Annotated in this window: 21 protein-coding genes; 11 read left to right on the top strand and 10 right to left on the bottom strand. The window is 73.6% G+C overall.

What is annotated here, in order from left to right; all coding sequences use genetic code 11:
- The 3 genes from V6U81_RS23590 to V6U81_RS23580 all read left to right on the top strand — a co-directional run.
- Positions 1–991 (top strand): dihydrolipoamide acetyltransferase family protein (locus V6U81_RS23590; protein WP_334492224.1); only part of this gene is annotated, 991 nt, incomplete at its 5' end.
- 164 nt (positions 992–1,155) lie between these two features.
- On the top strand, positions 1,156–2,835 hold the full coding sequence (locus V6U81_RS23585; protein ID WP_334492222.1) for a right-handed parallel beta-helix repeat-containing protein: 1,680 nt from the start codon (positions 1,156–1,158) through the stop codon (positions 2,833–2,835).
- Positions 2,836–3,019: 184 nt separating this feature from the next.
- Entirely contained in the window at positions 3,020–4,294 is a 1,275-nt protein-coding gene (locus V6U81_RS23580; protein ID WP_334492220.1) for a L,D-transpeptidase, read from the top strand.
- Between the two features lie 66 nt (positions 4,295–4,360).
- Here V6U81_RS23580 and V6U81_RS23575 read toward each other — a convergent pair whose 3' ends face one another.
- Positions 4,361–5,380 carry an SMP-30/gluconolactonase/LRE family protein gene (locus V6U81_RS23575; RefSeq protein ID WP_334492218.1) on the bottom strand — a complete coding sequence of 340 codons (1,020 nt, stop codon included), beginning with the start codon at positions 5,378–5,380 and terminating at the stop codon, positions 4,361–4,363.
- A gap of 165 nt (positions 5,381–5,545) precedes the next feature.
- Here V6U81_RS23575 and V6U81_RS23570 point away from each other — a divergent pair, with 165 nt between their 5' ends.
- A complete protein-coding gene (locus tag V6U81_RS23570) occupies positions 5,546–5,986 on the top strand; it encodes an STAS domain-containing protein (protein WP_334492231.1) in 441 nt (146 codons plus the stop codon).
- Between the two features lie 90 nt (positions 5,987–6,076).
- On the opposite strand, the gene V6U81_RS23565 is transcribed toward V6U81_RS23570, so the two are convergent.
- Together V6U81_RS23565 and V6U81_RS23560 are read right to left on the bottom strand one after the other, a co-directional pair.
- Positions 6,077–6,454: an FKBP-type peptidyl-prolyl cis-trans isomerase gene (locus tag V6U81_RS23565; protein WP_334492228.1), complete on the bottom strand. Its 378-nt coding sequence runs from the start codon at positions 6,452–6,454 to the stop codon at positions 6,077–6,079.
- 154 nt (positions 6,455–6,608) lie between these two features.
- The gene (locus tag V6U81_RS23560; RefSeq protein ID WP_420884067.1) at positions 6,609–7,169 is read right to left on the bottom strand and encodes a hypothetical protein; all 561 of its coding nucleotides are present in this window, start codon (positions 7,167–7,169) and stop codon (positions 6,609–6,611) included.
- 247 nt (positions 7,170–7,416) lie between these two features.
- Here V6U81_RS23560 and V6U81_RS23555 point away from each other — a divergent pair, with 247 nt between their 5' ends.
- On the top strand, positions 7,417–8,115 hold the full coding sequence (locus V6U81_RS23555) for a CBS domain-containing protein (RefSeq protein WP_334492214.1): 699 nt from the start codon (positions 7,417–7,419) through the stop codon (positions 8,113–8,115).
- A 148-nt stretch (positions 8,116–8,263) separates the two neighbouring features.
- Here the strand turns inward: V6U81_RS23555 and V6U81_RS23550 are convergent, their stop codons facing one another.
- Together V6U81_RS23550 and V6U81_RS23545 are read right to left on the bottom strand one after the other, a co-directional pair.
- Complete coding sequence (locus V6U81_RS23550) at positions 8,264–8,737, bottom strand: universal stress protein (RefSeq protein ID WP_334492212.1); 474 nt, start codon at positions 8,735–8,737, stop codon at positions 8,264–8,266.
- A 93-nt stretch (positions 8,738–8,830) separates the two neighbouring features.
- On the bottom strand, positions 8,831–9,559 hold the full coding sequence (locus V6U81_RS23545; protein ID WP_334492226.1) for a helical backbone metal receptor: 729 nt from the start codon (positions 9,557–9,559) through the stop codon (positions 8,831–8,833).
- Positions 9,560–9,743: 184 nt separating this feature from the next.
- On the opposite strand from V6U81_RS23545, the gene V6U81_RS23540 reads away from it, so the two are divergent.
- Positions 9,744–10,583: a phytanoyl-CoA dioxygenase family protein gene (locus V6U81_RS23540; protein ID WP_334492210.1), complete on the top strand. Its 840-nt coding sequence runs from the start codon at positions 9,744–9,746 to the stop codon at positions 10,581–10,583.
- A gap of 22 nt (positions 10,584–10,605) precedes the next feature.
- Here V6U81_RS23540 and V6U81_RS23535 read toward each other — a convergent pair whose 3' ends face one another.
- Complete coding sequence (locus V6U81_RS23535) at positions 10,606–11,721, bottom strand: DICT sensory domain-containing protein (protein WP_334492208.1); 1,116 nt, start codon at positions 11,719–11,721, stop codon at positions 10,606–10,608.
- 140 nt (positions 11,722–11,861) lie between these two features.
- Between V6U81_RS23535 and V6U81_RS23530 the strand changes: the two genes are divergently transcribed.
- Complete coding sequence (locus V6U81_RS23530) at positions 11,862–12,740, top strand: hypothetical protein (RefSeq protein ID WP_334492205.1); 879 nt, start codon at positions 11,862–11,864, stop codon at positions 12,738–12,740.
- A gap of 276 nt (positions 12,741–13,016) precedes the next feature.
- Here the strand turns inward: V6U81_RS23530 and V6U81_RS23525 are convergent, their stop codons facing one another.
- Positions 13,017–13,265, bottom strand: a complete 249-nt coding sequence (locus V6U81_RS23525) for a hypothetical protein (protein WP_334492203.1) — start codon at positions 13,263–13,265, stop codon at positions 13,017–13,019.
- Positions 13,266–13,320: 55 nt separating this feature from the next.
- On the opposite strand from V6U81_RS23525, the gene V6U81_RS23520 reads away from it, so the two are divergent.
- Together V6U81_RS23520 and V6U81_RS23515 are read left to right on the top strand one after the other, a co-directional pair.
- Positions 13,321–14,370, top strand: coding sequence for a hypothetical protein (locus V6U81_RS23520; RefSeq protein ID WP_334492201.1), 1,050 nt, complete (start codon positions 13,321–13,323; stop codon positions 14,368–14,370).
- 142 nt (positions 14,371–14,512) lie between these two features.
- Positions 14,513–15,037: a DinB family protein gene (locus V6U81_RS23515; RefSeq protein WP_334492199.1), complete on the top strand. Its 525-nt coding sequence runs from the start codon at positions 14,513–14,515 to the stop codon at positions 15,035–15,037.
- 128 nt (positions 15,038–15,165) lie between these two features.
- On the opposite strand, the gene V6U81_RS23510 is transcribed toward V6U81_RS23515, so the two are convergent.
- Positions 15,166–15,513 (bottom strand): histone-like nucleoid-structuring protein Lsr2, encoded by a 348-nt coding sequence (locus V6U81_RS23510; RefSeq protein WP_334492196.1) that lies wholly within the window; start codon positions 15,511–15,513, stop codon positions 15,166–15,168.
- 258 nt (positions 15,514–15,771) lie between these two features.
- Here V6U81_RS23510 and lon point away from each other — a divergent pair, with 258 nt between their 5' ends.
- The gene (gene lon / locus V6U81_RS23505) at positions 15,772–18,108 is read left to right on the top strand and encodes an endopeptidase La (protein WP_334492195.1); all 2,337 of its coding nucleotides are present in this window, start codon (positions 15,772–15,774) and stop codon (positions 18,106–18,108) included.
- A 75-nt stretch (positions 18,109–18,183) separates the two neighbouring features.
- On the opposite strand, the gene V6U81_RS23500 is transcribed toward lon, so the two are convergent.
- Positions 18,184–18,672, bottom strand: coding sequence for a MarR family winged helix-turn-helix transcriptional regulator (locus V6U81_RS23500; RefSeq protein WP_334492193.1), 489 nt, complete (start codon positions 18,670–18,672; stop codon positions 18,184–18,186).
- 111 nt (positions 18,673–18,783) lie between these two features.
- Between V6U81_RS23500 and V6U81_RS23495 the strand changes: the two genes are divergently transcribed.
- On the top strand, positions 18,784–19,155 hold the full coding sequence (locus tag V6U81_RS23495; RefSeq protein WP_334492191.1) for a DoxX family protein: 372 nt from the start codon (positions 18,784–18,786) through the stop codon (positions 19,153–19,155).
- 55 nt (positions 19,156–19,210) lie between these two features.
- Here the strand turns inward: V6U81_RS23495 and V6U81_RS23490 are convergent, their stop codons facing one another.
- Positions 19,211–20,935, bottom strand: coding sequence for a DEAD/DEAH box helicase (locus tag V6U81_RS23490; protein ID WP_334492189.1), 1,725 nt, complete (start codon positions 20,933–20,935; stop codon positions 19,211–19,213).
- Between the last annotated feature and the right edge of the window lie 47 nt (positions 20,936–20,982).

The raw sequence follows: 20,982 nt of genomic DNA, 5'->3' as shown, positions 1-20,982 counted from the left end.
GCCCACCGTGGCCGGCCCCCCGGCCGACGCCTCGGCGCAGCCGGCCGCGACCGGCGTCCCGGGCGCGGACGGCGCGGCCACCGCCGGCGGGACGGCCCCGCTGGTCATCTCGCCGATCGTCCGCCGGCTGGCCAGGGAACGCGGCGTGGACCTGTCCGCGCTGCGCGGCACCGGCCCCGGCGGGGTGATCCGTCGGGCGGACGTCGAGTCCGCCCCGGACGCCCCGGCCACCCGGCTCGCCGCGGTGCCGGACGAGTCGGCCCCGGCGGCGCACGCGGGACTCGCCCCGGTCGGCGACCAGGACGTGATCATCCCGCTCACCGGCATCCGCAAGGTGATCGCCGACAAGCTCTCCCGCAGCCGGCGGGAGATCCCCGAGGTGACCATCTGGGTGGACGTCGACGCCACCGGCCTGCTGGAGACCCGGGCGGCGATCAACGCGGCCACCCCGGACCAGCCGGTCAGCATCCTGGCCCTGCTGGCCCGGATCTGCCTCAGCGGGCTGCGCCGGTTCCCGCAGCTCAACGCCCGGGTCGACACCGAGGGGCAGCGGATCGTCCAGTCGGCCGGGGTGCACCTGGGCATCGCCGCGCAGACCGACCGGGGCCTGCTGGTGCCGGTGCTGCGCGACGCCCAGCGGCTCACCACCCGGGAGCTGGCCGCCGCGCTGGCGGAGACCACCGCCGCGGCCCGGGCCGGCACCCTGCCGCCGGGCCGGCTGACCGGAGGCACGTTCACCCTCAACAACTACGGGGTGTTCGGAGTGGACGGTTCCACCCCGATCATCAACCACCCGGAGGCGGCGCTGCTCGGCGTCGGCCGGATCGTGGACAAGCCGTGGGTGCTCGACGGGCAGCTCGCCGTCCGCAAGGTGACCCAACTCAGCCTCACCTTCGACCACCGGGTCTGCGACGGCGGGGTGGCCGGCGGTTTCCTGCGGCACGTGGCCGACTGCGTGGAGCAGCCGGCGCTGCTGGTGGCGAACGTCTGAGCCGTACGGAGCCGGCCACCCCGTGCCGGGGTGGCCGGCTCCGGCGCGGATGTCCTCTTCGCCGGTCTGGCAGGACCAGCGCGGGGGGCGGGGAGGCGGCGTTTTCCGGTCGATGGGCCGGGAACCCGGCGGGGGCACCACCGGACCGCCGAGAGGAGCACTCCGTGCCCTACCAGGCCCTGCCCGCCGCCGTGCGGTACCACCGGCCGCCCGTGGCCGGCGCGCCACTCTGGTGCGACGCCCACGAGTACGGCCTCACCGGCGACGGGGTGACCAACGACCAGCCGGCGCTGGCCGCCCTGGTCGACCGGCTCGGCGACGGGTACGCCGCCGACGGGCGCGCGCGGGTGATCTGGTGCCCGCCCGGGATCTACTCCATCCGTGACGCCGGCACCGTCTGGCGCAGCGGGGTGTCGCTGATCGGCGCCGGCCCCGCCGCGACCCGGTTCCTGCTCAGCAACGAGGGCAACCGGTCCGACCCCACCCCGCTGGCCTTCTGGACCACGCTTCAGCACGGCGCGGACCGGGACCGGCACATCGCCGACTGCACCTTCGCCGACTTCGAGATCGACGGCTCCGGGGTGGCGATGGCCGAGTACAACTACCTGGCCAAGGGGCTCGGGCTGCAGTACGTGGTGCGGGGCGTCTTCCGCAACCTGTACATCCACCACACCGCCGCCTCCGGGCTGGGCTGCGACTTCCTGCAGGACAGCGTCATCGACGGCGTGGTGGTGGTCGGCTGCGGCCGGCTGGACAACGGCGAGGAGATGGGCGGCGCGGGGATCGGCGTCGGCATCGGCGGCTGGGGGCCGGTCGAGCGGCTGGTCATCGCCAACTGCACCGCGCTGGCCAACGGCACCAACGGCATCTTCCTGGAGCTGCAGAAGAAGAACTGGCTCCCGCCGCGCGGATACCGGATCATCGGCTGTCACAGCCAGGGCAACCGGTTCGGCATCTCCGACTGGGGCGCCGACGGCCTGATCGTCTCCGGCTGCACGATGACCGGCAACCTGGAGGCCGGCTTCGACGTGTCGGCCAACGGCACCTCGGCGGTGGCCGGGCGCGGCGGCCTGCTGACCGACTGCGTGATCGACGGCAACATCGCCGACGGCGTCAGCATGGGCAACACCCCCGGCCCGTACACCGTGCGCGGCAACCGGATCAGCGGCAACGGCCGGTACGGCTACCACGAGCACAACCTGGGCCGCGGCTACCAGGACCCGGCGCTGGACATCGTGATCGAGAGCAACGAGTTCTGGGGCAACGGGCTCGACGGCATCCGGATCGACCGGCCGATGACCGACGCCGTGGTGCTCAACAACCGGATCCGCAACAACGGCCGGCAGTGCGGCGACGCCGCCACCGGGGGCGGCGCGACGGTCCGGTACAGCGACAAGGCGCTGGTGGACCGGTCGGCGAACTGGCCCGCGGACGGCCACCGAGGCAAGGTGCTGCGGGTCGGCCAGCGGGTCGCCGTGGTGGCGGCCAACACGGCCACCGAGCTGACCCTCGCGCCGGTGCGCCCCGACGCGTTCAGCGCCTGGAGCGGGGACACTCCGCTGCCGGGTACCCGCTACGAGTTGCCGCCCGTGCCGGACTGCCGGGCCGGGCTCGTGATCAATGCCCCCTTCGACTCCGCGACGGTGCGCGGCAACCGGATCTGGGACAACCACGACGATCGCACCCAGACCCACGGGCTCTGGATCACCGACCGGGGCAGCTGCGTGGACTGCCGGGTGGAGGAGAACGACTTCGCCGGCAACGCCGAGGGGGCCGTCCGCCTGGACACCCCGCCGGTCGGTGGTCGCTGGGACCGCAACCACGGCGACCCGGACTGGGACTGACCGGTCGCGCGGGTACGGCCCGTACCAGGCCCGCCGATCGGGGACGTCCACCCCGTGGCCGCCCTCGGCAGCACAGCACTGACCAAAGGCCCGACGGTTTCCGAGCATTTCCCGCGAAAGTGCGCCACGCCCCGAGAAGCGCCGTACAGAATGTGGCCAAGGGACAGAAAACGGGGGGCTGAATATGGACGTGAGGCGGCGATTGACGCTATTGGCGGTAACCATCGCAGCCACACCGTTGATCATCGGTGGGTGCACCGCCGAGGGGAAGCCGGGCACCGGTTCGGGGCACGCGCGGGCCGCGCCCGCCCCCACGCTGGCGGTGACTCCCGCCGACCGGACGAAGGACGTACCGGTGAGCGCGGAGGTGGGCACCAGCGTGTCGGGCGGCCGGATCAGCAGTGTGAAGCTCACCGACGACAAGGGGAAACAGGTCGCCGGGGAGCCCCGGGAGGACGGCACCAGCTGGGTGCCGGCCAAACCGCTGGAGAACGGACGGACCTACTCCGCGGAGGTGACCGCCGTCGGCAACAAGGGGCGGACCACCGTCGGGCGGACGACCTTCACCACATCGCCCAAATCCACCAGACAGGCGATAAAGAGCACGTTGTATTTCGACGAAAAACAGACGTACGGCACCGCGATGCCGGTGACCGTAGCATTCGATCCGCCAATTCCGAAGGAGGCCCGGGCGGCCGTTCAGCGGCGATTGTTCGTGAAGACCGACCCGCCGCAGCCGGGCGCCTGGTCGTGGATGGGGGACGGCAAGCAGGTCGAATACCGGGCGCCCGACTTCTGGAAGGCCGGCACGAAGATCAGCGTGCGGAGCGCTCTGGAGGGGCTGCCGATCGGCAAGGACGCCATCGGAGACGCCGACCACGCCGCTGCCTCGAAGATCGGCCGGCAGGTCTCGCTCGACATAGACAACGCCACCAAGCAGATGTCGGTCTACCAGGACGGCAAGCTGCTTCGCAAGATCCCGGTGAGTCTCGGCAAGTCGAGCACCCCGACCTCCAGCGGCAAGATGGTGATCATGGAGAAGCACGACTACACCACGTTCGACACCCGGGGTGACCCGAACGGCGGCTACGTGGTCGACGTGGAGGATGCCCAGCGGCTCACCTGGGGCGGCGAGTTCATCCACGCCGCGCCGTGGTCGGAAGGGGATCAGGGCAACGCCAACGTCTCGCACGGCTGTACCAACGTGTCGGCGACGGCGGCGGACTGGCTGATGGGCATCACCAAGGTCGGTGACCTGGTCACCGTCAAGGGCACCGAGGTGCAGTTGGACGAGGGCAACGGCTGGACCGCCTGGAACGTCAGCTGGGACGAGTTCGTCAAGGGCAGCGCGCTGCCCGTGCCGCCGGGCCTGAGGCCCGCGCCCACCACCAGCCCGGTGAACCCGGGCGCGGTGGCCGGGGGGTCGCCGGTGCCGGCGCCGTCGGTTACCGGCGGCTGAGACAGGGGAGGAACGGCCGGTACGACCGGTCCGCCGTCGGGCGGGCCGGTCGCGGTCGTGTCCGGCTCAGGTCAGGTCGACCCGGGCGATCCCGGTGCCGATCAGGCTGCCCAGCCAGAGCCGCTCGCCGTGCTGCCGCACGCCGGTGATCATCCAGTACGCCCCGCCGGGGCCGTGCAGCGTCCGCAGCACCCGCCCCTCGCCGTCGACCAGGGCGACCAGCCCGTACTTCTGCGGCTGTGGGCGGACCGCGTCGGGCAGCAGCGCCACCAGCTGGCGCAACCTCGGGTGCGGCAGCAGCCGCTCGACCACCGGCAGCCGCGGGCTGGGCAGGGCGATCCAGTACGTCCCGTCGCCGACCGCGGTGAGGTTGTCCGGGTACGCCGGCAGGTCGGTGAGCACGGTGGCCTTCCCGCTCGGCAGCTCCACCCGGAGCAGCCGGTGGGTGCTCGTCTCGACCAGCATCAGCGCCGACTCGTCCGGGGTCAGCGCGATCCCGTTCGGGAAGTAGAGCCCGTCGGCCACCACCTCGGTGCGCGCGCTGCCCGGGTCGTAGGCCAGCACCCGCCCGTTGGGCCGGTGTTCGAGCAGGTCGTGCTTCCAGTGCGACAGCGGGAAGCGGTCGGAGGAGTCGGTGAAGTAGACGGTGCCGTCCCGGGCCACGGTGGCGTTGTCGGCGAGGTGCACCGGCGGGGCGGTGCCGGTCAGCTCCCGTACCGCCCCGTCGGGGGTGACCCGGAGCAGCCCCCGGTACGCGTCGCAGACCAGCAGGCTGCCGTCGCGCGGGTCGAGCTCGATGCCGAGCGGCCGGCCGCCGGTCTCGGCGAGCAGTTGGGGATGTGTGCCGGCGGGCGCGTCGGCCGGCCACCACCAGAGCCGGCCGTCCTCGTCGCCGCTGACCACCCGGCCGTCCGGGTCGATCAGCACGTCCTCGGGCCCGTGGGCGCCGGGCGGCAGCGGCAGCACCTCGGCCCGGTCGAGGCGGTGGTCGTCGGGGGCCCAGACGCCCTCCAGCGGCGGCGGGACGGTGGCCGCCTCCTTGACCGGACGGATCAGGCGGGGCGGGCGCTGGCGGGGTACGACCATCCGCTCATTGTCACCCGCCGATCCCGGTCGCGTCGCCCCCCACCGCGTGTCGCGCGGGTCGACCCCGAGGACCACCCCGGGTCTGCTCGGGGGTGACCCTGGACGTACCCGGAACCGGCCCTCGACAGGACGGAAATGTCGGTGGCGACGAGTAGATTCGTCGGCATGGGACAGTGCGGTGACCGCTTCCACGTGCAGCTCAGCGTGGCTGACGACGCGGTCGAGGTGCGGGCGGTCGGCGAGATCGACATCGCCACGGTCGGCGCCTTCCGCGCCGCGCTCTGGGCCGCGCCGGCCCGGCCGGTGCTCCGGGTCGACCTCGCCGGCGTCCGGCTGTTCTCCGCCGCCGGGGTGCGCGCGCTGGTCGCCGCGCATCTGCGGGTCCGGGCGCGGGGTGGCGAGCTGGTCGTCGTCGACCCCGGTCCGATGGTCGCCCGGGTGCTGCGGGCCACCGGCCTGCACCGGGTCATCCCCGTCCGGAAACGCGTGCCCGGCGGGCCCGAGGCGTCATCGGTGCCGTCGCCGTCCCTCGCGCCCGGGGCCCCGGTCCAGCGGATGCCGTGCCTCGCCGGTGCGCCGATGGCGCTGGCGGTTGCCTGCTCCTGACCCTGCCGCGCGGGCGATCGCCGCACAGCCCCTGCCTGCCGGCCGGCCGTGGCGCGGGGCCGCTGGCACCGCCGGCGGCCCCGCCATCGGTCAGCGGACGCCGAGCAGGTCGACGACGAAGACCAGCGTCTCGTTCGGCTTGATGACGCCGCCGGCGCCGCGGGCGCCGTACCCCAGGTGCGGCGGGATGGTCAGCCGGCGACGACCGCCGACCTTCATGCCCACGACGCCCTGGTCCCAGCCGGCGATGACCTGGCCGCCGCCGAGCGGGAACTCGAAGCTCTCGCCCCGGTTCCACGACGCGTCGAACTCACGGCCGGTGGAGTGGGACACCCCGACGTAGTGCACGCTCGCGAGCTGGCCCGGCTTGGCCTCCGGGCCGTCGCCGACGGTGATGTCCTCGATGACGAGGTCGGCCGGGGGAGCGCCCTCGATCGGGCCGATCTCGGGCTTGCCTGCCTGGGGCATGTTCATCTGCTGATCTCCTGCCGTTCTGGCTCGATCGTCCGGTCACCGTCGATCCTGCCCGATAGCGACGGGCCGATACCCGGCAGTCCCCGCACGGGGCGGGGACACGCCGGAGGGGCGCCACCTGCCGGTGGCGCCCCTCCGATCGGTGCCGTCACTTGAGCCAGCCGAACTTCCGGACGATGGGGAGGTTCGCCCAGGCCCGACCGAGGCCGAGGGTGTTGCCGGCGCCGACGAGGGCGAGACCGGTCAGCACCGCGGCGTAGATCAGGTGGTCGTCCATGAAGAGGTTGTTCTCGGGAGGCAGGACGGCGGTCCACATGAGCACCAGCAGCAGGCCACCGGCGGCGGCCGCGAGCCGCATCCCGATGCCGAGCAGCAGGGCCACGCCGATGCCGGCCAGACCGATCATGAACAGCCAGTCGGCCCAGGTCGCGCCGGCGATGTCGTTGTAGATGCCCTTGAACGGGCCGGCCGCGCCGAAGGTCAGGAAGCCCTTGGTGGGGCTGCCGCCGTTGATCCAGGCGTTCTTCGACTCGGTCTCGTGGCCGAGGCCGAAGGCCTTGTCCAGGAAGGCCCAGAGGAAGATCCAGCCCAGCGCGATCCGGGTGCCGGCCCAGATGTACCGGGTGGCGCGCTCGCGGGGGGTCTCGGCCGCCGGAGCGATGGTGTTGGCGGTGGCGTTCCGCTCAATTGTCGCGGTCATGATCTCCACGTCCCTTCTCTGCCTGGCACCGCGCTTCTCGGTGGCAACTTCATTCCACTCCCGACAGCGGTCGTCGGGCAGGGCCGACCGGGCCGTCCCGGGCCGGGACCTAAGACCCCTCCCGGGGGCGTCCCAGCGGGACCTTCGGCCCGGCCCGGAACGGTCCGGTCGGCCGCCGGAAGCCGGACCACCGCCTCTGACCTGCGCGGGCGGGCCGCCATAGCGTCGAGCGTGAAGATCCGCCGAGGAGGTCGTGATGAGGACGTGGCAGGTGGGCGACGTGATGACCAGGGACGTCGCGACGGTGGGGGAGGAGACCCCGTACCGGCAGATCGTGGACGTGCTGATCCGGCGGGGCGTCAGCGCCGTGCCGGTGGTGGACGGGTTCCGCCGGGTGCTCGGCGTGGTGTCCGAGGCGGACCTGCTGCACAAGGTGGAGCGCGCCGGTCACCCCGACGAGCGGCGGGTCTTCGAGGGCCGGCGGCGCCGGGCGGCCCGGGAGAAGGCCGACGCGCTGGTGGCGAAGGAGCTGATGACCGCCCCCGCGGTCACCACGTACCCGGAGTCGCCGCTGCCGGCCGCGGCCCGGCTGATGGACCGCGAGGCGGTCAAGCGGCTGCCGGTCCTCGACGACCTCGGCCGGCTGGTCGGCATCGTCACCCGCAGCGACCTGCTCCGGGTCCACCTGCGCAGCGACGCGGAGATCCGCGAGGACGTGGTGCAGGAGGTGCTGCGTCGGGTGCTCGCCGTGCGGGACGGCCTGGTCACCGTGCAGGTCCGCGACGGCGACGTCGTCCTGGCCGGCCGGCTGGACCGACGCACCGCGGTCGAGCTGGCGGTCCGGTTGGCCGGGCAGGTCAGCGGCGTCGTCCGGGTGACCAGCACGATCGGCTACGACGTCGACGACACCACCCTGGTGGAGCTGGAGCCCGGGCAGGTCACCCCGGTCGCCTGAGCACCACCCGCCGACGGCCCCGTCCGGAAGGGACGGGGCCGGTCGCGCGCCGGGAGGTCGACCGCGCCGACCGCGCCGCGGGCCGCTGGGGACATGCGAGAGGCGGCCGTCCCGATCAGGGGGCGGCCGCCGTGCCGGACGGTTGGGGTCAGGCTCGCAGGGCGGGCTCGCTGGACACCCGGGCGGCCGGCGCCGGCACCGGAATCACCACCACCGGGCAGGACGCCCGGCGGACGCACTCCTCGCTCACCGAGCCGAGCACGGTGTGCCGCAGCCGGTTGTGCCCGTGACTGCCCAGCACCAGCAGGTCGGCGGTCCGGGCGGCCGCGGTGAGCACCTCCGCCGGTGGCCCCTCGACGACCTCGCCCGCCACCGTCCGGCCGGGGCCCTTGCGGGCGAGCAGGCCCCGCAGTTCGTCGTCGAGCACGCTGGTCGCGCGGTCCCGTTCGTCCACCGGTGCGACCGCGTCCTGCGGGCCGAACTCGATCCGGTCCCAGCGCCAGGCGACGACGGCCTGCACCGTGCCGCCCCGAGCCGCCGCCTCGTCGACCGCCCAGTCCAGCGCCCGCCGGCCGCCGTCGGAGCCGTCCACACCCACCACGATCAGTCGGTTGGTCTCCATCACCCGCTCCTCTCGTCCTTCCTCGCAGTCCACCCGCTCCCTGCGGCGGGCAACAGGCGCGAAGGGCCCGGTGGAGGCGGGTCGTTCGCCCCCTCAGGCGGGACGGGTCACCGGTCGGGCGAGCTGCCCGGCCAGCAGCGCGGGCGCCTCGGCCAGTGACGGGCCGTACCAGGTGAGGTGGCGGCCGGAGACCAGCGCGCAGGGCGTGCCGGGGAAGGCCTCCGGGCCGTCGTCGGCGGTGAAGGCGTACGGCTCGTCCGGCAGCACCATCAGGTCGGGCCGCCGGGCGCGCAGCGCCTCGAGGTGGGGGCGGGGGTAGCGCTCCGGGTCGTCGGCGTAGACGTTGTCGATCCCGAGCCGGCGCAGCACGTCGCCGGCGAAGGTGTCGGCGCCCAGCACCACCCAGGGCCGGCGCCAGACCGGCACCACGGCCCGGCGGCGCACGGGCGGCGTCACCATGGTGTCCCAGGCCCGACGGGCGGTGCGCAGCCAGTCGGGTTCGCCGGTGACGCCGAGCGCACCGAGCAGGTCGGCCAGTTCGCCGAGCGCCTCCGGTACGGTGCGCGGATAGGTGACCCGGACCGGGACCCCGGCGGCGGCCAGCGCATCGGCGTCCTCGCGTCGGTTCTCCTCGACGTTGAGCAGCACCAGGTCCGGCCGCAGGGCCAGTACCCGTGCCAGGTCCGGGTACTTGCTGCCGCCGACCCGGGCGACGTCCAGCCCGGCCGGGTGGGTGCACCAGTCGGTCGCCCCGACCAGCACCTCCGGCACGGTCACCGCGACCGCCTCGGTCAGCGACGGCACCAGCGACACGACGCGCACGGCGTACCCCCATTCCGGAGCCCGGACGGCGGCCGGGTCCACCCCCATGATCGTGCGTCCGGTGGCGGTCCCGCCGCCGGGACCCACAATGGCCGGGTGTGGTCGTCTGGCGTTGAGCGGCATCTCTTGCCCGCCGTGTACAACGTTGTAATACTCGGGGCGTCCGTCGTGCGAGGGAGAACCGATGAGCGCCCACACCACCACCGTCGATCCCGCCGAGACCCCGGTGGAGGCGCTCGGCGACCTCTACCGGGACGGCATCACCGCCTGCCGGGGCGCCTTCGCCGTCGACTGGGTCGACCGGGCCGCCGAGGACGTCGACGCCGCCTTCCGCGAGGCGCGGTCCCGGCCGGACGGCGCCGTCGGGCGCGGACCGGAACGCTGGTACGTGGAGATCCACCCCGAGCAGCTGCGCGGCTTCCCCGACCTGGTGACCCACCCCTGGGTGGCGGCCGTCTGCGGGGCGGTGCTCGGCCCGGACTACGAGATCGTCGAGCTGGGCTTCGACATCCCGTTCCCCGGCGCCGCCATGCAGCCCTGGCACCGGGACTTCCCGATGCCGGAGGAGACCCGGCGGCAGCGCCGGCTGACCTCGCTGGCGTTCAACCTGACCACGGTCGACACCGTCGAGGAGATGGGCCCCTTCGAGATCGCCCCGGGCACCCAGTGGGACGACGGCACGGACTTCGACCACGAGATGTTCCCGCCGAAGGAGCGCTACCACCGCTACGAGCAGCGGGCCGTCCGCAAGTACCCGCGGCGCGGCGACATCTCGGCCCGGTCCGCGCTGACCGTCCACCGCGGCACCCCGAACGTGTCCGCGCAGGCCCGGCCGGTCCTGGTGCTCGGCGTGGACGCGCCCGGCGCGGGAAACGCCGAGCGGCACGACCTGGCCGTCACCCGGGCCTATTGGGAGCGGCTGCCCGAGCTGGCCCGGGCGCACCTGCACTGCCCGGTCGTCGACGAGCTGGTGCCGATCCGGCAGAAGCACACCATCGAGGGCCTGGTCATGGGCGCCGCCTGAACCGGCGCCCGCCCCGTCCCGCTCAGTGTGGGCCGGCGGTCGCCGTGGCGGCCTCCCGGGCGACCGTGGCCACCGGCACGCCCTCCCGCGCCGCCCACTCCACCGCGTGCCGGACGTCGGCCACCGGCAGTGGCCGCCGGTCGGTCACCGTCACGGCCGCGTGCACCGCGAACGCCACGAAGGGGTACGACCGGGCCAGGCCGGCGACGGAGGCGTGCACCTGGCCGGCCACGGCGAGCGCCTGTTCCTCGGTCAGCGCGGGCAGCACCAGCAGATACTCGTCCGGGGCGAGGCGTACCGCCCGGTCGACCGTACGCAGCGGCGCGGTGATCGCGGCGAGCACCGCCTGCGCCTCGCGGGCCGCGCTACGCCGGCCGAAGCGCTCCGGCGTGCCGGCCGGCTCGGTCACCCGTACCCCGACCAGCGCCACCGGCAGGGTGCCGGAGGCGGTCGTCCCGTCCATCCCGGTCCACCGGCGCAGCGCCGGCTCGTCCACCAACGCCTGTGGTGCCTCGGGGTCGGCGCCCCCGGAGGGCGCGGCCGTCCGGTGGGCGCGCTCGGCCCGGTCGGCCATCAACCGCAGGGCCGCCTCCGCACGGCTCTCACCGGGGGTGGACGGCAGATCCCGCACCCGGACCAGCACCTGGTCGATCGCGCTCAGCGCGGCGGCCGGGAGGCGGTCGGCGAGCATCGTCCGCAGCCGGATCGCCTCGTGCAGGGCCTCGTCCCGGCGGAACCCCCAGCGGCCGTCGAAGAGCCGACCCGCCTCCAGGGTGGCGGCGACCTCGACCTCGCGCCGGTCCCGGGCCACCAGGGCCGCACCGAAGCGGGGCGTCAGCGCCACCACGCTCCACTCCCGGGCCAGCTCCTCGTCGTCGTCCAGCGCCACCCCGTACGTGCCGGCGGGCAGCTCCGGCGGCGCCTCGCCGACCAGGCCGACCACGGTCACCGCGGCGCCCGCGGCGATCCGCTCGTAGCGGGCCCGCTCCCGAAGGAAGTACGGCATCCGCTGGAACAGCGCGATGACCACCAGCGGTCCGTCCTCGGCGGTGGCCAGCGCCGCCCGCTCGATGGCGTGCGAGACCGTCACGAGGCTCCGCTTGGTGAACAGCTCCGGATCCGGTCCGTTGTGCAGCACCCCGTGAGCCTAGAGAAAACGGCCGGACCGCGCACCCGGCGACCGTTGCCGCCGGCCCGGCCGCACCGGTGAGGCGGCGGCCGTCATCGTGGTCCTAGACTCGGTCGACCGACCGACGCACGGATGGACCTGACCCGACGATGACGCGTACCAGCAGCGACGACGCGGCCCGACCGCGGTCGGGCCCGGCCGGGGGAGCGCCGCTGTTCGTCCGCGCCGGCCAGGCGGTGCACGCCGGCGGACGCCTCGGTGACCTGGTGCCGCGCCGCCCCGAGGGGATCACCGGCAACCAGTGGGGTGCCGCCGTGCGTACCCAGTTCGACCTCGTCGTCCGTCCGGCCGACGGCGGACCGCCGCTGTTCGCGACGGCGATCGGCCCGGCGTACCCGGCCGGCTCCCCGGGGCAGCGTGCCGAGCGGAGCCGGGACGCCGTCTGCGCCGCGGTCGGCCTGCCGGTGCTGCGGATCGAGTCGCCGCTCCTGCGGCCCGCCGCACACGGCCGGCGGATCGTCGAGTACGTCATCGACGCGCGCTCCTACGCCGCCGCGGCACCCGAGCCGGCGGCCGACCCGGACGACGCCCCGGTGGACTTCCGCGACATCGTCGGCCGGTTGCCGGACGGGCGGACCGGCCACGTCAACGACCTCGGCGCGCTGTCCCGGGCCGCCGCGGTCGAGGCGTACGTGTCCCGGCGGCTGAGCGACCCGATCGTGCGCGGGCTGCACGTCCGCTGGTCGGACGGCGCCGCCGAGGGCTGGAGCTGGGTCGAGGTGCGCCCCGGTCAGTGCCTGGTCGAGCGGGTGACCGTCCGCGAGCAGCGCTTCCGGTGCGGGGTGGACCCGGCCCGGTTGGCCGAGGACCTCGCCGCGGTGGCCGTGGGCGACCGGCTGCGCCTGCCGGAGTCCGAGGAGCCGGTGCTGGTGGAACGGGACGCGCTCCGCCGGGAGATCCGCGCCCTGCGCGACCGGCGCGACGAACTCGCCGGCGGGTTCGCGTTCGACCACCTCTGCGTCGACTGAGGCCGACCGGTCCGCGGACGGGCACCGGCCGTCGCCGCGCCGTCACCGTCGGTCCTTTCCGGGCCTGGAGCCGAACCCGCGGCTGAATCTCCCGATCCGCTTTGAACCATCGCCCGCGGCGCTCCGTACCTAAGCGGGAATGGGCAGGATCTTCCAGCCGCGCCACCCGACGCGGCGGACGGTGCGGAAAGGGCATCGTCGGCCATCGACGTGCGACCGGAACGTCGCAGTGATCCCGACGGGTCGTCCACCCCGAATTCCGTCGACCCGCCGGAATCACACCTGGTACCGGATCGAGAAGGAGAGCAATTCGATGCGCAGGTCCACACGGGCGCGCCGGTCATCCGGTAACGCGCGGAGCAAGCGACTGCTGGCGGCGGTCGGCGCGCTCGCGGTCTTCGGTGGAATCGCCGCCGTGACCCAGATCTCGTCGGCCCACGAGAATTCGACGAGGACCCGTAGCGTCGCCTCGGCCTGTGTGGCACCGAGCCCGGGCGCCACGTCGCCGAGCGGCCGGGGCAGCACGACCCGGACGTGGCAGAACGGTCGGTGGGTCCGCAACCACTGGGGCGACGGCCAGATGTCGGTCGCCGAGTGCCAGGCGGTCAAGTCGGGCAACGCCCCGGTGAACACCCTCGGCTCGGCGGTGAACTGCCCGGACGTGGTCAGCAAGCTTCCGCAGGTGCCGGATCAGGCCCGTGCCGAGGTGGACCGGAACCTCGCCCTGCTGCAGAAGCAGATCGATGAGGCCAACCGCAGGCTCGCCGCGGAGGGCCGCAACGGGCAGGACTTCATCAACAACGCGATCCTGCGTCCGCTGGCGGACAAGCGGCGCGCGACCCTGAACCGGATCGCCACCGCGATCGACCGGGTGGCCCAGCGGCCCCAGGGCCTGGACCAGCTGGCGCAGTGCAGCCTCGCCGCCAACAACAACGGCGGCCAGAACGGCGGCCAGCAGAACGGCGGTCAGCAGGACGGCGGCCAGAACGGCGGCCAGCAGGACGGCGGTCAGCAGAACGGTGGCCAGGACAATGGCGGCCAGAATGGCGGCAACAACGCCGGCGGGAACAACAACGGCAACGCCCTCGGGGTGCTCGCCAAGGACTGCGGCAACAGCAAGCTCCAGCCGCACGACGGTTTCCAGAATGGCAACCGGTGTGTCAGCACCGCTTTCGGTGAGGTCGGTGCCGCCGCCAACAACCCGTCCCTGCTGATCACCCAGTTCCCGAACCAGGTGCAGCGCAACCAGGCATTCACGCTGCGGGTCTCCACCCGGAACCTGATCCGCGACCGGTTCCTCGCCGCCGGTCAGGGCGGCTACTACGTGGAGAGCTCGCTGCTGAACGACCAGGGGCTGGTCCGGGGCCACTTCCACACCGCGTGCCGGATGCTGCAGACCACCGAGGAGGCGCCGTCGAACCCGCAGGACGTGCCGGCGTTCTTCGTCGCGACCGAGGACGGTGGCGGTGGTGGGCAGGCCGACCAGGTGACGATCCAGATCCCCGGTCTGCCGCAGTCGGGCCTCGCGCAGTGCGCGGTCTGGGCCGGTGACGGCTCGCACCGGATCCCGATGATGGAGCGGGCGAACCAGACTCCCGCCTTCGACGCGGTGCGCATCGAGGTCAACTGAGCAGGCGCACGTGACGGCCGTGGGCCGCTCGGGGAGGACCCGGGCGGCCCACGGCCGTACGCACCGACGCCACGGTCTCCCGGGCCCGGCGTCGGGTCCCCGGATCCGGTGAAAGGGCTGCCGTCCCGCGTACGGTCGGGGCATGTCGAACCACCGTTTCCCGGTCCTCCTCGACGGTCCCCACAACCGGGTCGACGACCCGCGGGAACTGCTCGTCGGATATCTGGACTGGTATCGCGACGCCCTGGCACGCAAGACCACCGGCCTCGACGAGGCGGCGCTACGGGTCCCGGTGGCCGGCCTGGACTGGTCGCCACTGGGTCTGGTGCAGCATCTCGGCTGGGTGGAGCGGCGCTGGATCCGGTGGGGCTTCGCCGCGGAGCCGGTCGCGCCGTGCCCGCCCGGCGACGAGGACGCCGAGTGGCGGATCGACGGGCGGTCGGCGGAAGAGGTGTGGCAGGCGTACCGGGCCGAGGTGGCGCAGACCCGACGGATCATCGAGGGCGTCCCGCTGACCCAGGCGGCCCGGCTCGGTGGCCGCTTCTCCTCGGCCACGCACGCGCCGTCGCTCGGGCGGATCCTGTTCCACCTGTTCCAGGAGTACGCCCGGCACATCGGGCAGCTCGACGTGGCCCGTCAGCTCATCGACGGTACGACGGGGGAGTGAGCCATCCGGCCGTCGTCTTCGCCGGCGCGCGGACGGGTGAAAATTGTGAGCGGTACGAAAAGCGCCGGGGCCGGCGCTGATTTCCCAGCGTGACCCCGGCCTGCCGGATCGTGACCCGCCCGACGCGGTCAGCGGTTCTTCCACGCCTCCACGACGGAGACCGGGATGCGCCCGCGCTCGGAAATCTCGTAGCCGTTCTTGGTGGCCCATTCCCGGATGGCCCGGTTCTGCTCGCGGTCCATTCCCGAGACGGCCGGGCGGCCGGGACGACGGGCCGGACGGGCGGTCTCCACCGCGCCGCGACCCATCCGGCGGCCAGCGTTGATGTACGGGTCCAGCGCCTTGCGGAGGACGCCGACGTTCTCGTCGGAGAGATCGATCGTGTATGCCGCCCCGTCCAGGCTGAACTCGACGGTCCGATCGGCCTTTCCGCCGTCGAGGTCGTCGGTCAGAACGGTGATTACTTTCCTTGCCATCGCCATTACTCCCTGTGTCGGGCGGGGTGTGGCTAAGAGTTTGACCTATCCGCCCGTTATTCCGCAACAATATGCGTCGCTTTCATTTGGCGCGTCGCGCCCAATGATGGGAAAACCGTGGTCGGCCAATCGCTGTCCGCGCTGGCGGCGGCCCCACCTCGGATGGGTCGGGCGTGTCCTGGGTCACAGCTCGGAACAAGGGGCACGCTTTGTGACTTGAGTGAGACACGCTCAACCCAACGCGATAGCAGGTGTTCGATGGCAACTCTTCCGGTACTTCCGCTGACCGACGCCGTCCTGCTGCCCGGCATGGTCATCCCGGTGACTCTCGACCCGACCACCCAGGCCGCGGTCGACGCCGCGCGCGCCACCGGCGACAAGAAGCTTCTCGCCGTGCCCCGCCTCGACGGCGAGTACGGCCCCGTCGGCGTGATCGCCACCATCGAGAAGGTGGGCCGGCTGCCCGACGGGGAGCCCGCCGCCGTCGTCCGTGGCCTGTCCCGGGCCCGGATCGGCTCCGGCGTCCCCGGACCCGGCGCCGCCCTCTGGGTCGAGGCGACCGCACTCGACGAGCCCGCCCCGGCCGGCCGGGCCCGGGAACTCGGCCGCGAGTACCGCGCGCTGATGACCTCGGTCCTCCAGCAGCGCGGCGCGTGGCAGGTCATCGACGCCATGGAGCGGATGACCGACCTCTCCGAGCTGGCCGACGCGGCCGGCTACGCGCCCTGGCTCAGCCTGGCGCAGAAGACCGAACTGCTCGCCGCGCCGGACGTCACCGCCCGGCTGGAGCTGCTGGTCGGCTGGGTGAAGGACCACCTGGCCGAGCAGGAGGTCACCGAGCAGATCAACAGCGACGTCCGCGAGGGGCTGGAGAAGTCCCAGCGGGAGTTCCTGCTCCGCCAGCAGCTCGCCGCGATCCGCAAGGAACTCGGCGAGGACGAGCCGGACGGCTCCGCCGACTACCGGGCCCGGGTCGAGGCCGCCGAGCTGCCCGACACGGTGCGCGAGGCGGCGCTGCGCGAGGTCGGCAAGCTGGAGCGGGCCAGCGACGCCTCCCCGGAGGCGGGCTGGATCCGTACCTGGCTCGACACCGTCCTGGAAATGCCGTGGAGCACGCGTACCGAGGACAATACCGACCTCGGCGCGGCCCGCGCGGTGCTGGACGCCGACCACGCCGGCCTGGCCGACGTGAAGGACCGCATCCTGGAGTACCTCGCGGTGCGCAACCGGCGCGCCGAGCGCAACCTCGGCGTGGTCGGCGGTCGCGGCTCCGGCGCGGTGCTCGCCCTCGCCGGCCCGCCCGGCGTCGGCAAGACCAGCCTCGGCGAGTCGATCGCCCGGGCGCTGGGCCGCAACTTCGTGCGGGTCTCCCTCGGCGGCGTCCGGGACGAGGCGGAGATCCGCGGCCACCGGCGTACCTACGTCGGCGCGCTGCCCGGCCGGATCGTCCGCGCCCTGCGCGAGGCCGGCTCGATGAACCCGGTCGTGCTCCTCGACGAGGTCGACAAGCTGGCCGCCGGGTACGCCGGCGACCCGGCCGCGGCGCTGCTCGAGGTCCTCGACCCGGCGCAGAACCACACCTTCCGGGACCACTACCTGGAGGTCGACCTCGACCTGTCCGACGTGCTCTTCCTGGCCACCGCCAACGTGGTGGAGTCCATCCCCGGCCCGCTGCTGGACCGGATGGAGCTGGTCGCCCTCGACGGCTACACCGAGGACGAGAAGGTCGCCATCGCCCGGGACCACCTGCTGCCCCGGCAGCGGGAGCGGGCCGGGCTGACCGCCGACGAGGTGACGATCGCCGACGAGGCGCTCGCCCGGATCGCCGGCGAGTACACCCGGGAGGCCGGCGTCCGGCAGTTGGAGCGCGGGCTGGCCAAGATCCTGCGCAAGGTCGCGGTCGCCCTGGCGTCCGACCCCGCGCCGGTCCGGGTGGACACCGGTAACCTGGCCCGCTACCTGGGCCGGCCGAAGTTCACCCCGGAGTCGGCGGAGCGGACGGCGGTGCCCGGCGTGGCCACCGGACTGGCGGTCACCGGCGCCGGCGGCGACGTGCTCTTCATCGAGGCCACCAGCATGGAGGGCGAGCCGGGACTGACCCTGACCGGGCAGCTCGGCGACGTGATGAAGGAGTCGGCGCACATCGCGCTGTCGTACCTGCGGTCCAACGGGCGACGGTTCGGCATCGACCCGAACGCCCTCGCCGGGCGGCGGATCCACGTCCACTTCCCGGCGGGCGCGGTGCCCAAGGACGGCCCCAGCGCCGGTATCACCATGGTCACCGCGCTGGCGTCCCTGGTGACCGGCCGGCCGGTCCGTCCCGAGTTCGGGATGACCGGTGAGGTGACCCTGTCGGGTCGGGTGCTGCCGATCGGCGGGGTGAAGCAGAAGCTGCTCGCCGCCCACCGGGCCGGCCTGACCGAGGTGATCATCCCGGCCCGCAACGAGCCGGACCTGGACGACCTGCCGGCCGAGGTTCGGGAGGCGCTGACCGTGCACACCCTGGCCGACGTCGCCGACGTGCTCGCCCTGGCGCTGCGCCCGGCCGACGTCGACGCGGAGACGCTCGGCGGCCAGGCGCTCAGCGCGGCCTGATCCCGACGCGTCGAGGCCCCCGGTCGAGAAGACCGGGGGCCTCGGCGTACCTGGGGGACCGCCGTGCCGCGACCGTCAGCGCGGTTCGGCGCGGTCCGGGCAGCCCCCGGGCAGGGGGAGTCGGGCCAGCAATGCGCCGGTGATCTCTCCGAGCTGCGCGACCTGCTCGGCGGTGAGCGCGTCGAACACGAGCGCGCGGACCTGCGCCACGTGGCCGGGCGCGGACGCCACCAGATGGGCGTGGCCGGCGTCGGTCAGCACGGCGACGGATCCCCGGCCGTCGTCGCCGGCCCGCTCGCGGCGGACCCAGCCGCGCCCCTCCAGCCGCCCCACCAGGTGGGACAGCCGGGACTGCGAGCCGTTGACCAGCGCGGCCAGCTCGCTCATCCGGCGGGATCGACCGGGGGTCTCGGAGAGCATCGCCAGCACGCCGTAGCCGAAGTGGGTGAGGTCGGCGTCGCGCTGCAACTGGGTGTCGAGTGCGGCCGGAAGCAGGGTCAGTACGGCGAGGGTGCGCAGCCAGGTCTCCTGCTCGTCCTCGCTCAGCCAGCGGGTCGACTCCATGACGTCCAGCCTAACCGTTACTTGACGCTTCAAATAACCTGCCCGTAGCGTGTACTTGAAACGTCAAGTAAACGGCCGCCCCGGCGGCACCCCCTCGGAGGCGACAACGCCATGAACCTGTTCCTGTGGATCCTGCAGATCCTGCTCGCGGCGGTCTTCGCCGGCGCGGGGCTGACCAAGCTGACCCAGCCCAAGGAGAAGCTCCTCGACCGGATGGCCTGGGTGCGCGACGTGCCGCTCACCCAGGTGAAGGCGCTCGGCGCGGCCGAGCTGCTGGCCGCGCTCGGGCTGATCCTGCCCGGCCTGACCGGCATCGCCACCGTGCTCACCCCGCTCGCCGCCGTCGGGCTGGTGATCGTGATGATCGGCGCGATCGTGGTGCACGCCCGGGCGAAGGAGACCCCGGCGGTCGCGGTGACCGTCGTGCTGCTGATCCTGGCCGCGATCGTCGCCTGGGGTCGCTTCGGGCCGTACCCCCTCTGAGACGCGCGACGGCCCGCGCACCCGGTGGGGTGCGCGGGCCGTCCTGAGCGCTGGGTCAGCGGCCCTCGCCGCCGCGGTCCCGGCGCACCGTCGTCCGGCGGCCCTTGATCGTGCTGCCGCGCAGCCCCTCGATCACCTCGTCGGCCACCCCGACCGGCACCTCCACCAGGGAGAACCGGTCCGCGATCTCGATCGAGCCGATGTCCCGCCCGTTCAGGCCAGTCTCCCCGGTGATCGCCCCCACCAGGTCCTGCGGGCGGACGCCAGCGCGCCGGCCCAGCCCGATGAACACCTGCGTGGTGTTGCCACCCGTACGCGGCCGGGCCCCGCCGCCACGACGCTCACCGCCGCGGCCCTCGTACCCGGGCCGGGTCTCCCGCTGCGGGCGGACCGCGACCTGCGGGATCTCCTGCTCGTCGTCGCCGCCCGGCGAGGTCGCCTCGTGGGCCAGCTTCACCGCGGCGAGGGCGACCTCGATGATGTCGAACTCGTCGGTCAACGACTCCACGATCACCCGGTACGGGTCGAGGTCGTCCTCCAGCAGGCTCTCCCGCAGCGCCGCCTGGGTCAGCTCCAGCCGGCGGGTCCGCATGTCCGCCAACGTGGGGATCTTGTCGATGGCGATCCGCTGCCCGGTGACCCGCTCGATGGTCTTGAGCATCCGGTGCTCGCGCGGCTCGGCGAGGGTGATCGCCACGCCCTCCCGACCGGCCCGACCGACCCGGCCGATCCGGTGCACGTACGACTCCGGCGCCGACGGCACGTCGTAGTTCACCACGTGGGTGAGCTGCTCGATGTCCAGCCCGCGGGCCGCCACGTCGGTGGCCACCAGCAGGTCGGCGGTGCCCGACCGGAGCCGGCCCATCACGCGGTCCCGTTGCTCCTGGCTCATCCCGCCGTGCAGGGCCTCCGCCCGGTAGCCCCGGCCGTTCATCGTCTCGGTGAGCCGGTCCACCTCCTCCCGGCTGCGGCAGAAGACGATCGCCGCGGTCGGCGACTCCACGTCCAGCACCCGGCCCAGGGCAGCCGGCTTGTGCCCCCGGGCGACGATGTAGGCGCTCTGCCGCACCCGGGGCGCCTCGCCGGCCACCGCCCGCTCACGCTCGATCTGGATGCGCTGCGGGTCGGTCAGGTGCTTGCGGGCCAGCCCGTCGATCCGGGACGGCATGGTCGCCGAGAAGAGCACCGTCTGCCGCTGCGCCGGGGCGTGCTCCAGGATCGCCTCGATATCCTCGGCGAAGCCCATGTCGAGCATCTCGTCCGCCTCGTCCAGCACCACCGTGGTCACGTCGCCCAGCCGCAGGGTGCCCCGGGCGATGTGGTCCAGCGCCCGGCCCGGGGTGGCCACCACCACGTCCACACCCATGTCCAGCGCCCGCAGCTGCCGGCCGATCGGCTGGCCGCCGTAGATCGGGAGCACCCGGGTGCCCAGGTCCTTGCCGTAGCGGTGGAACGCCTCGGAGACCTGGACGGCCAGCTCCCGGGTGGGCACCAGCACCAGCGACACCGGGTCACCGCCGCGGCGGCCGTCCGGCATCCGCTGCAGCAGCGGCAGCGCGAACGCGGCCGTCTTGCCGGTGCCGGTGGCCGCCTGGCCGAGCAGGTCGCGGCCGGCCAGCAGCAGCGGGATCGCCTCGCGCTGGATCGGGGTCGGCTCCTCGTAGCCGAGCGCGCTCAGCGCCCCGAGCAGCTCGGCGCGCAGGCCGAGATCCGCGAAGGCGGTCGCCTCGTCGGGGTCGCCGGGGGTGGTGGGTTCGATCGGTGCGGGTGCGGAACTCATGGCCAAAGCTTTTCATCACCCGTGCCGGCCCGCTCCGCCGACCGGCA

This window comes from Micromonospora lacuserhaii (assembly GCF_036902735.1).
In the GTDB taxonomy this organism is placed as follows: Bacteria; Actinomycetota; Actinomycetes; order Mycobacteriales; family Micromonosporaceae; genus Micromonospora.
This window is presented reverse-complemented; position numbering and strand designations above follow the sequence as displayed.

Excerpts from the sequence above, each read along its gene's own strand:
- V6U81_RS23580 (WP_334492220.1), top strand. The coding sequence starts at position 3,020 with ATGGACGTGAGGCGGCGATTGACGCTATTGGCGGTAACCATCGCAGCC.
- V6U81_RS23575 (WP_334492218.1), bottom strand. The coding sequence starts at position 5,380 with ATGGTCGTACCCCGCCAGCGCCCGCCCCGCCTGATCCGTCCGGTCAAG.
- V6U81_RS23570 (WP_334492231.1), top strand. The coding sequence starts at position 5,546 with ATGGGACAGTGCGGTGACCGCTTCCACGTGCAGCTCAGCGTGGCTGAC.
- V6U81_RS23565 (WP_334492228.1), bottom strand. The coding sequence starts at position 6,454 with ATGCCCCAGGCAGGCAAGCCCGAGATCGGCCCGATCGAGGGCGCTCCC.
- V6U81_RS23555 (WP_334492214.1), top strand. The coding sequence starts at position 7,417 with ATGAGGACGTGGCAGGTGGGCGACGTGATGACCAGGGACGTCGCGACG.
- V6U81_RS23550 (WP_334492212.1), bottom strand. The coding sequence starts at position 8,737 with ATGGAGACCAACCGACTGATCGTGGTGGGTGTGGACGGCTCCGACGGC.
- V6U81_RS23540 (WP_334492210.1), top strand. The coding sequence starts at position 9,744 with ATGAGCGCCCACACCACCACCGTCGATCCCGCCGAGACCCCGGTGGAG.
- V6U81_RS23530 (WP_334492205.1), top strand. The coding sequence starts at position 11,862 with ATGACGCGTACCAGCAGCGACGACGCGGCCCGACCGCGGTCGGGCCCG.
- V6U81_RS23520 (WP_334492201.1), top strand. The coding sequence starts at position 13,321 with ATGTCGGTCGCCGAGTGCCAGGCGGTCAAGTCGGGCAACGCCCCGGTG.
- V6U81_RS23515 (WP_334492199.1), top strand. The coding sequence starts at position 14,513 with ATGTCGAACCACCGTTTCCCGGTCCTCCTCGACGGTCCCCACAACCGG.
- V6U81_RS23510 (WP_334492196.1), bottom strand. The coding sequence starts at position 15,513 with ATGGCAAGGAAAGTAATCACCGTTCTGACCGACGACCTCGACGGCGGA.
- lon (WP_334492195.1), top strand. The coding sequence starts at position 15,772 with ATGGCAACTCTTCCGGTACTTCCGCTGACCGACGCCGTCCTGCTGCCC.
- V6U81_RS23500 (WP_334492193.1), bottom strand. The coding sequence starts at position 18,672 with ATGGAGTCGACCCGCTGGCTGAGCGAGGACGAGCAGGAGACCTGGCTG.
- V6U81_RS23495 (WP_334492191.1), top strand. The coding sequence starts at position 18,784 with ATGAACCTGTTCCTGTGGATCCTGCAGATCCTGCTCGCGGCGGTCTTC.
- V6U81_RS23490 (WP_334492189.1), bottom strand. The coding sequence starts at position 20,935 with ATGAGTTCCGCACCCGCACCGATCGAACCCACCACCCCCGGCGACCCC.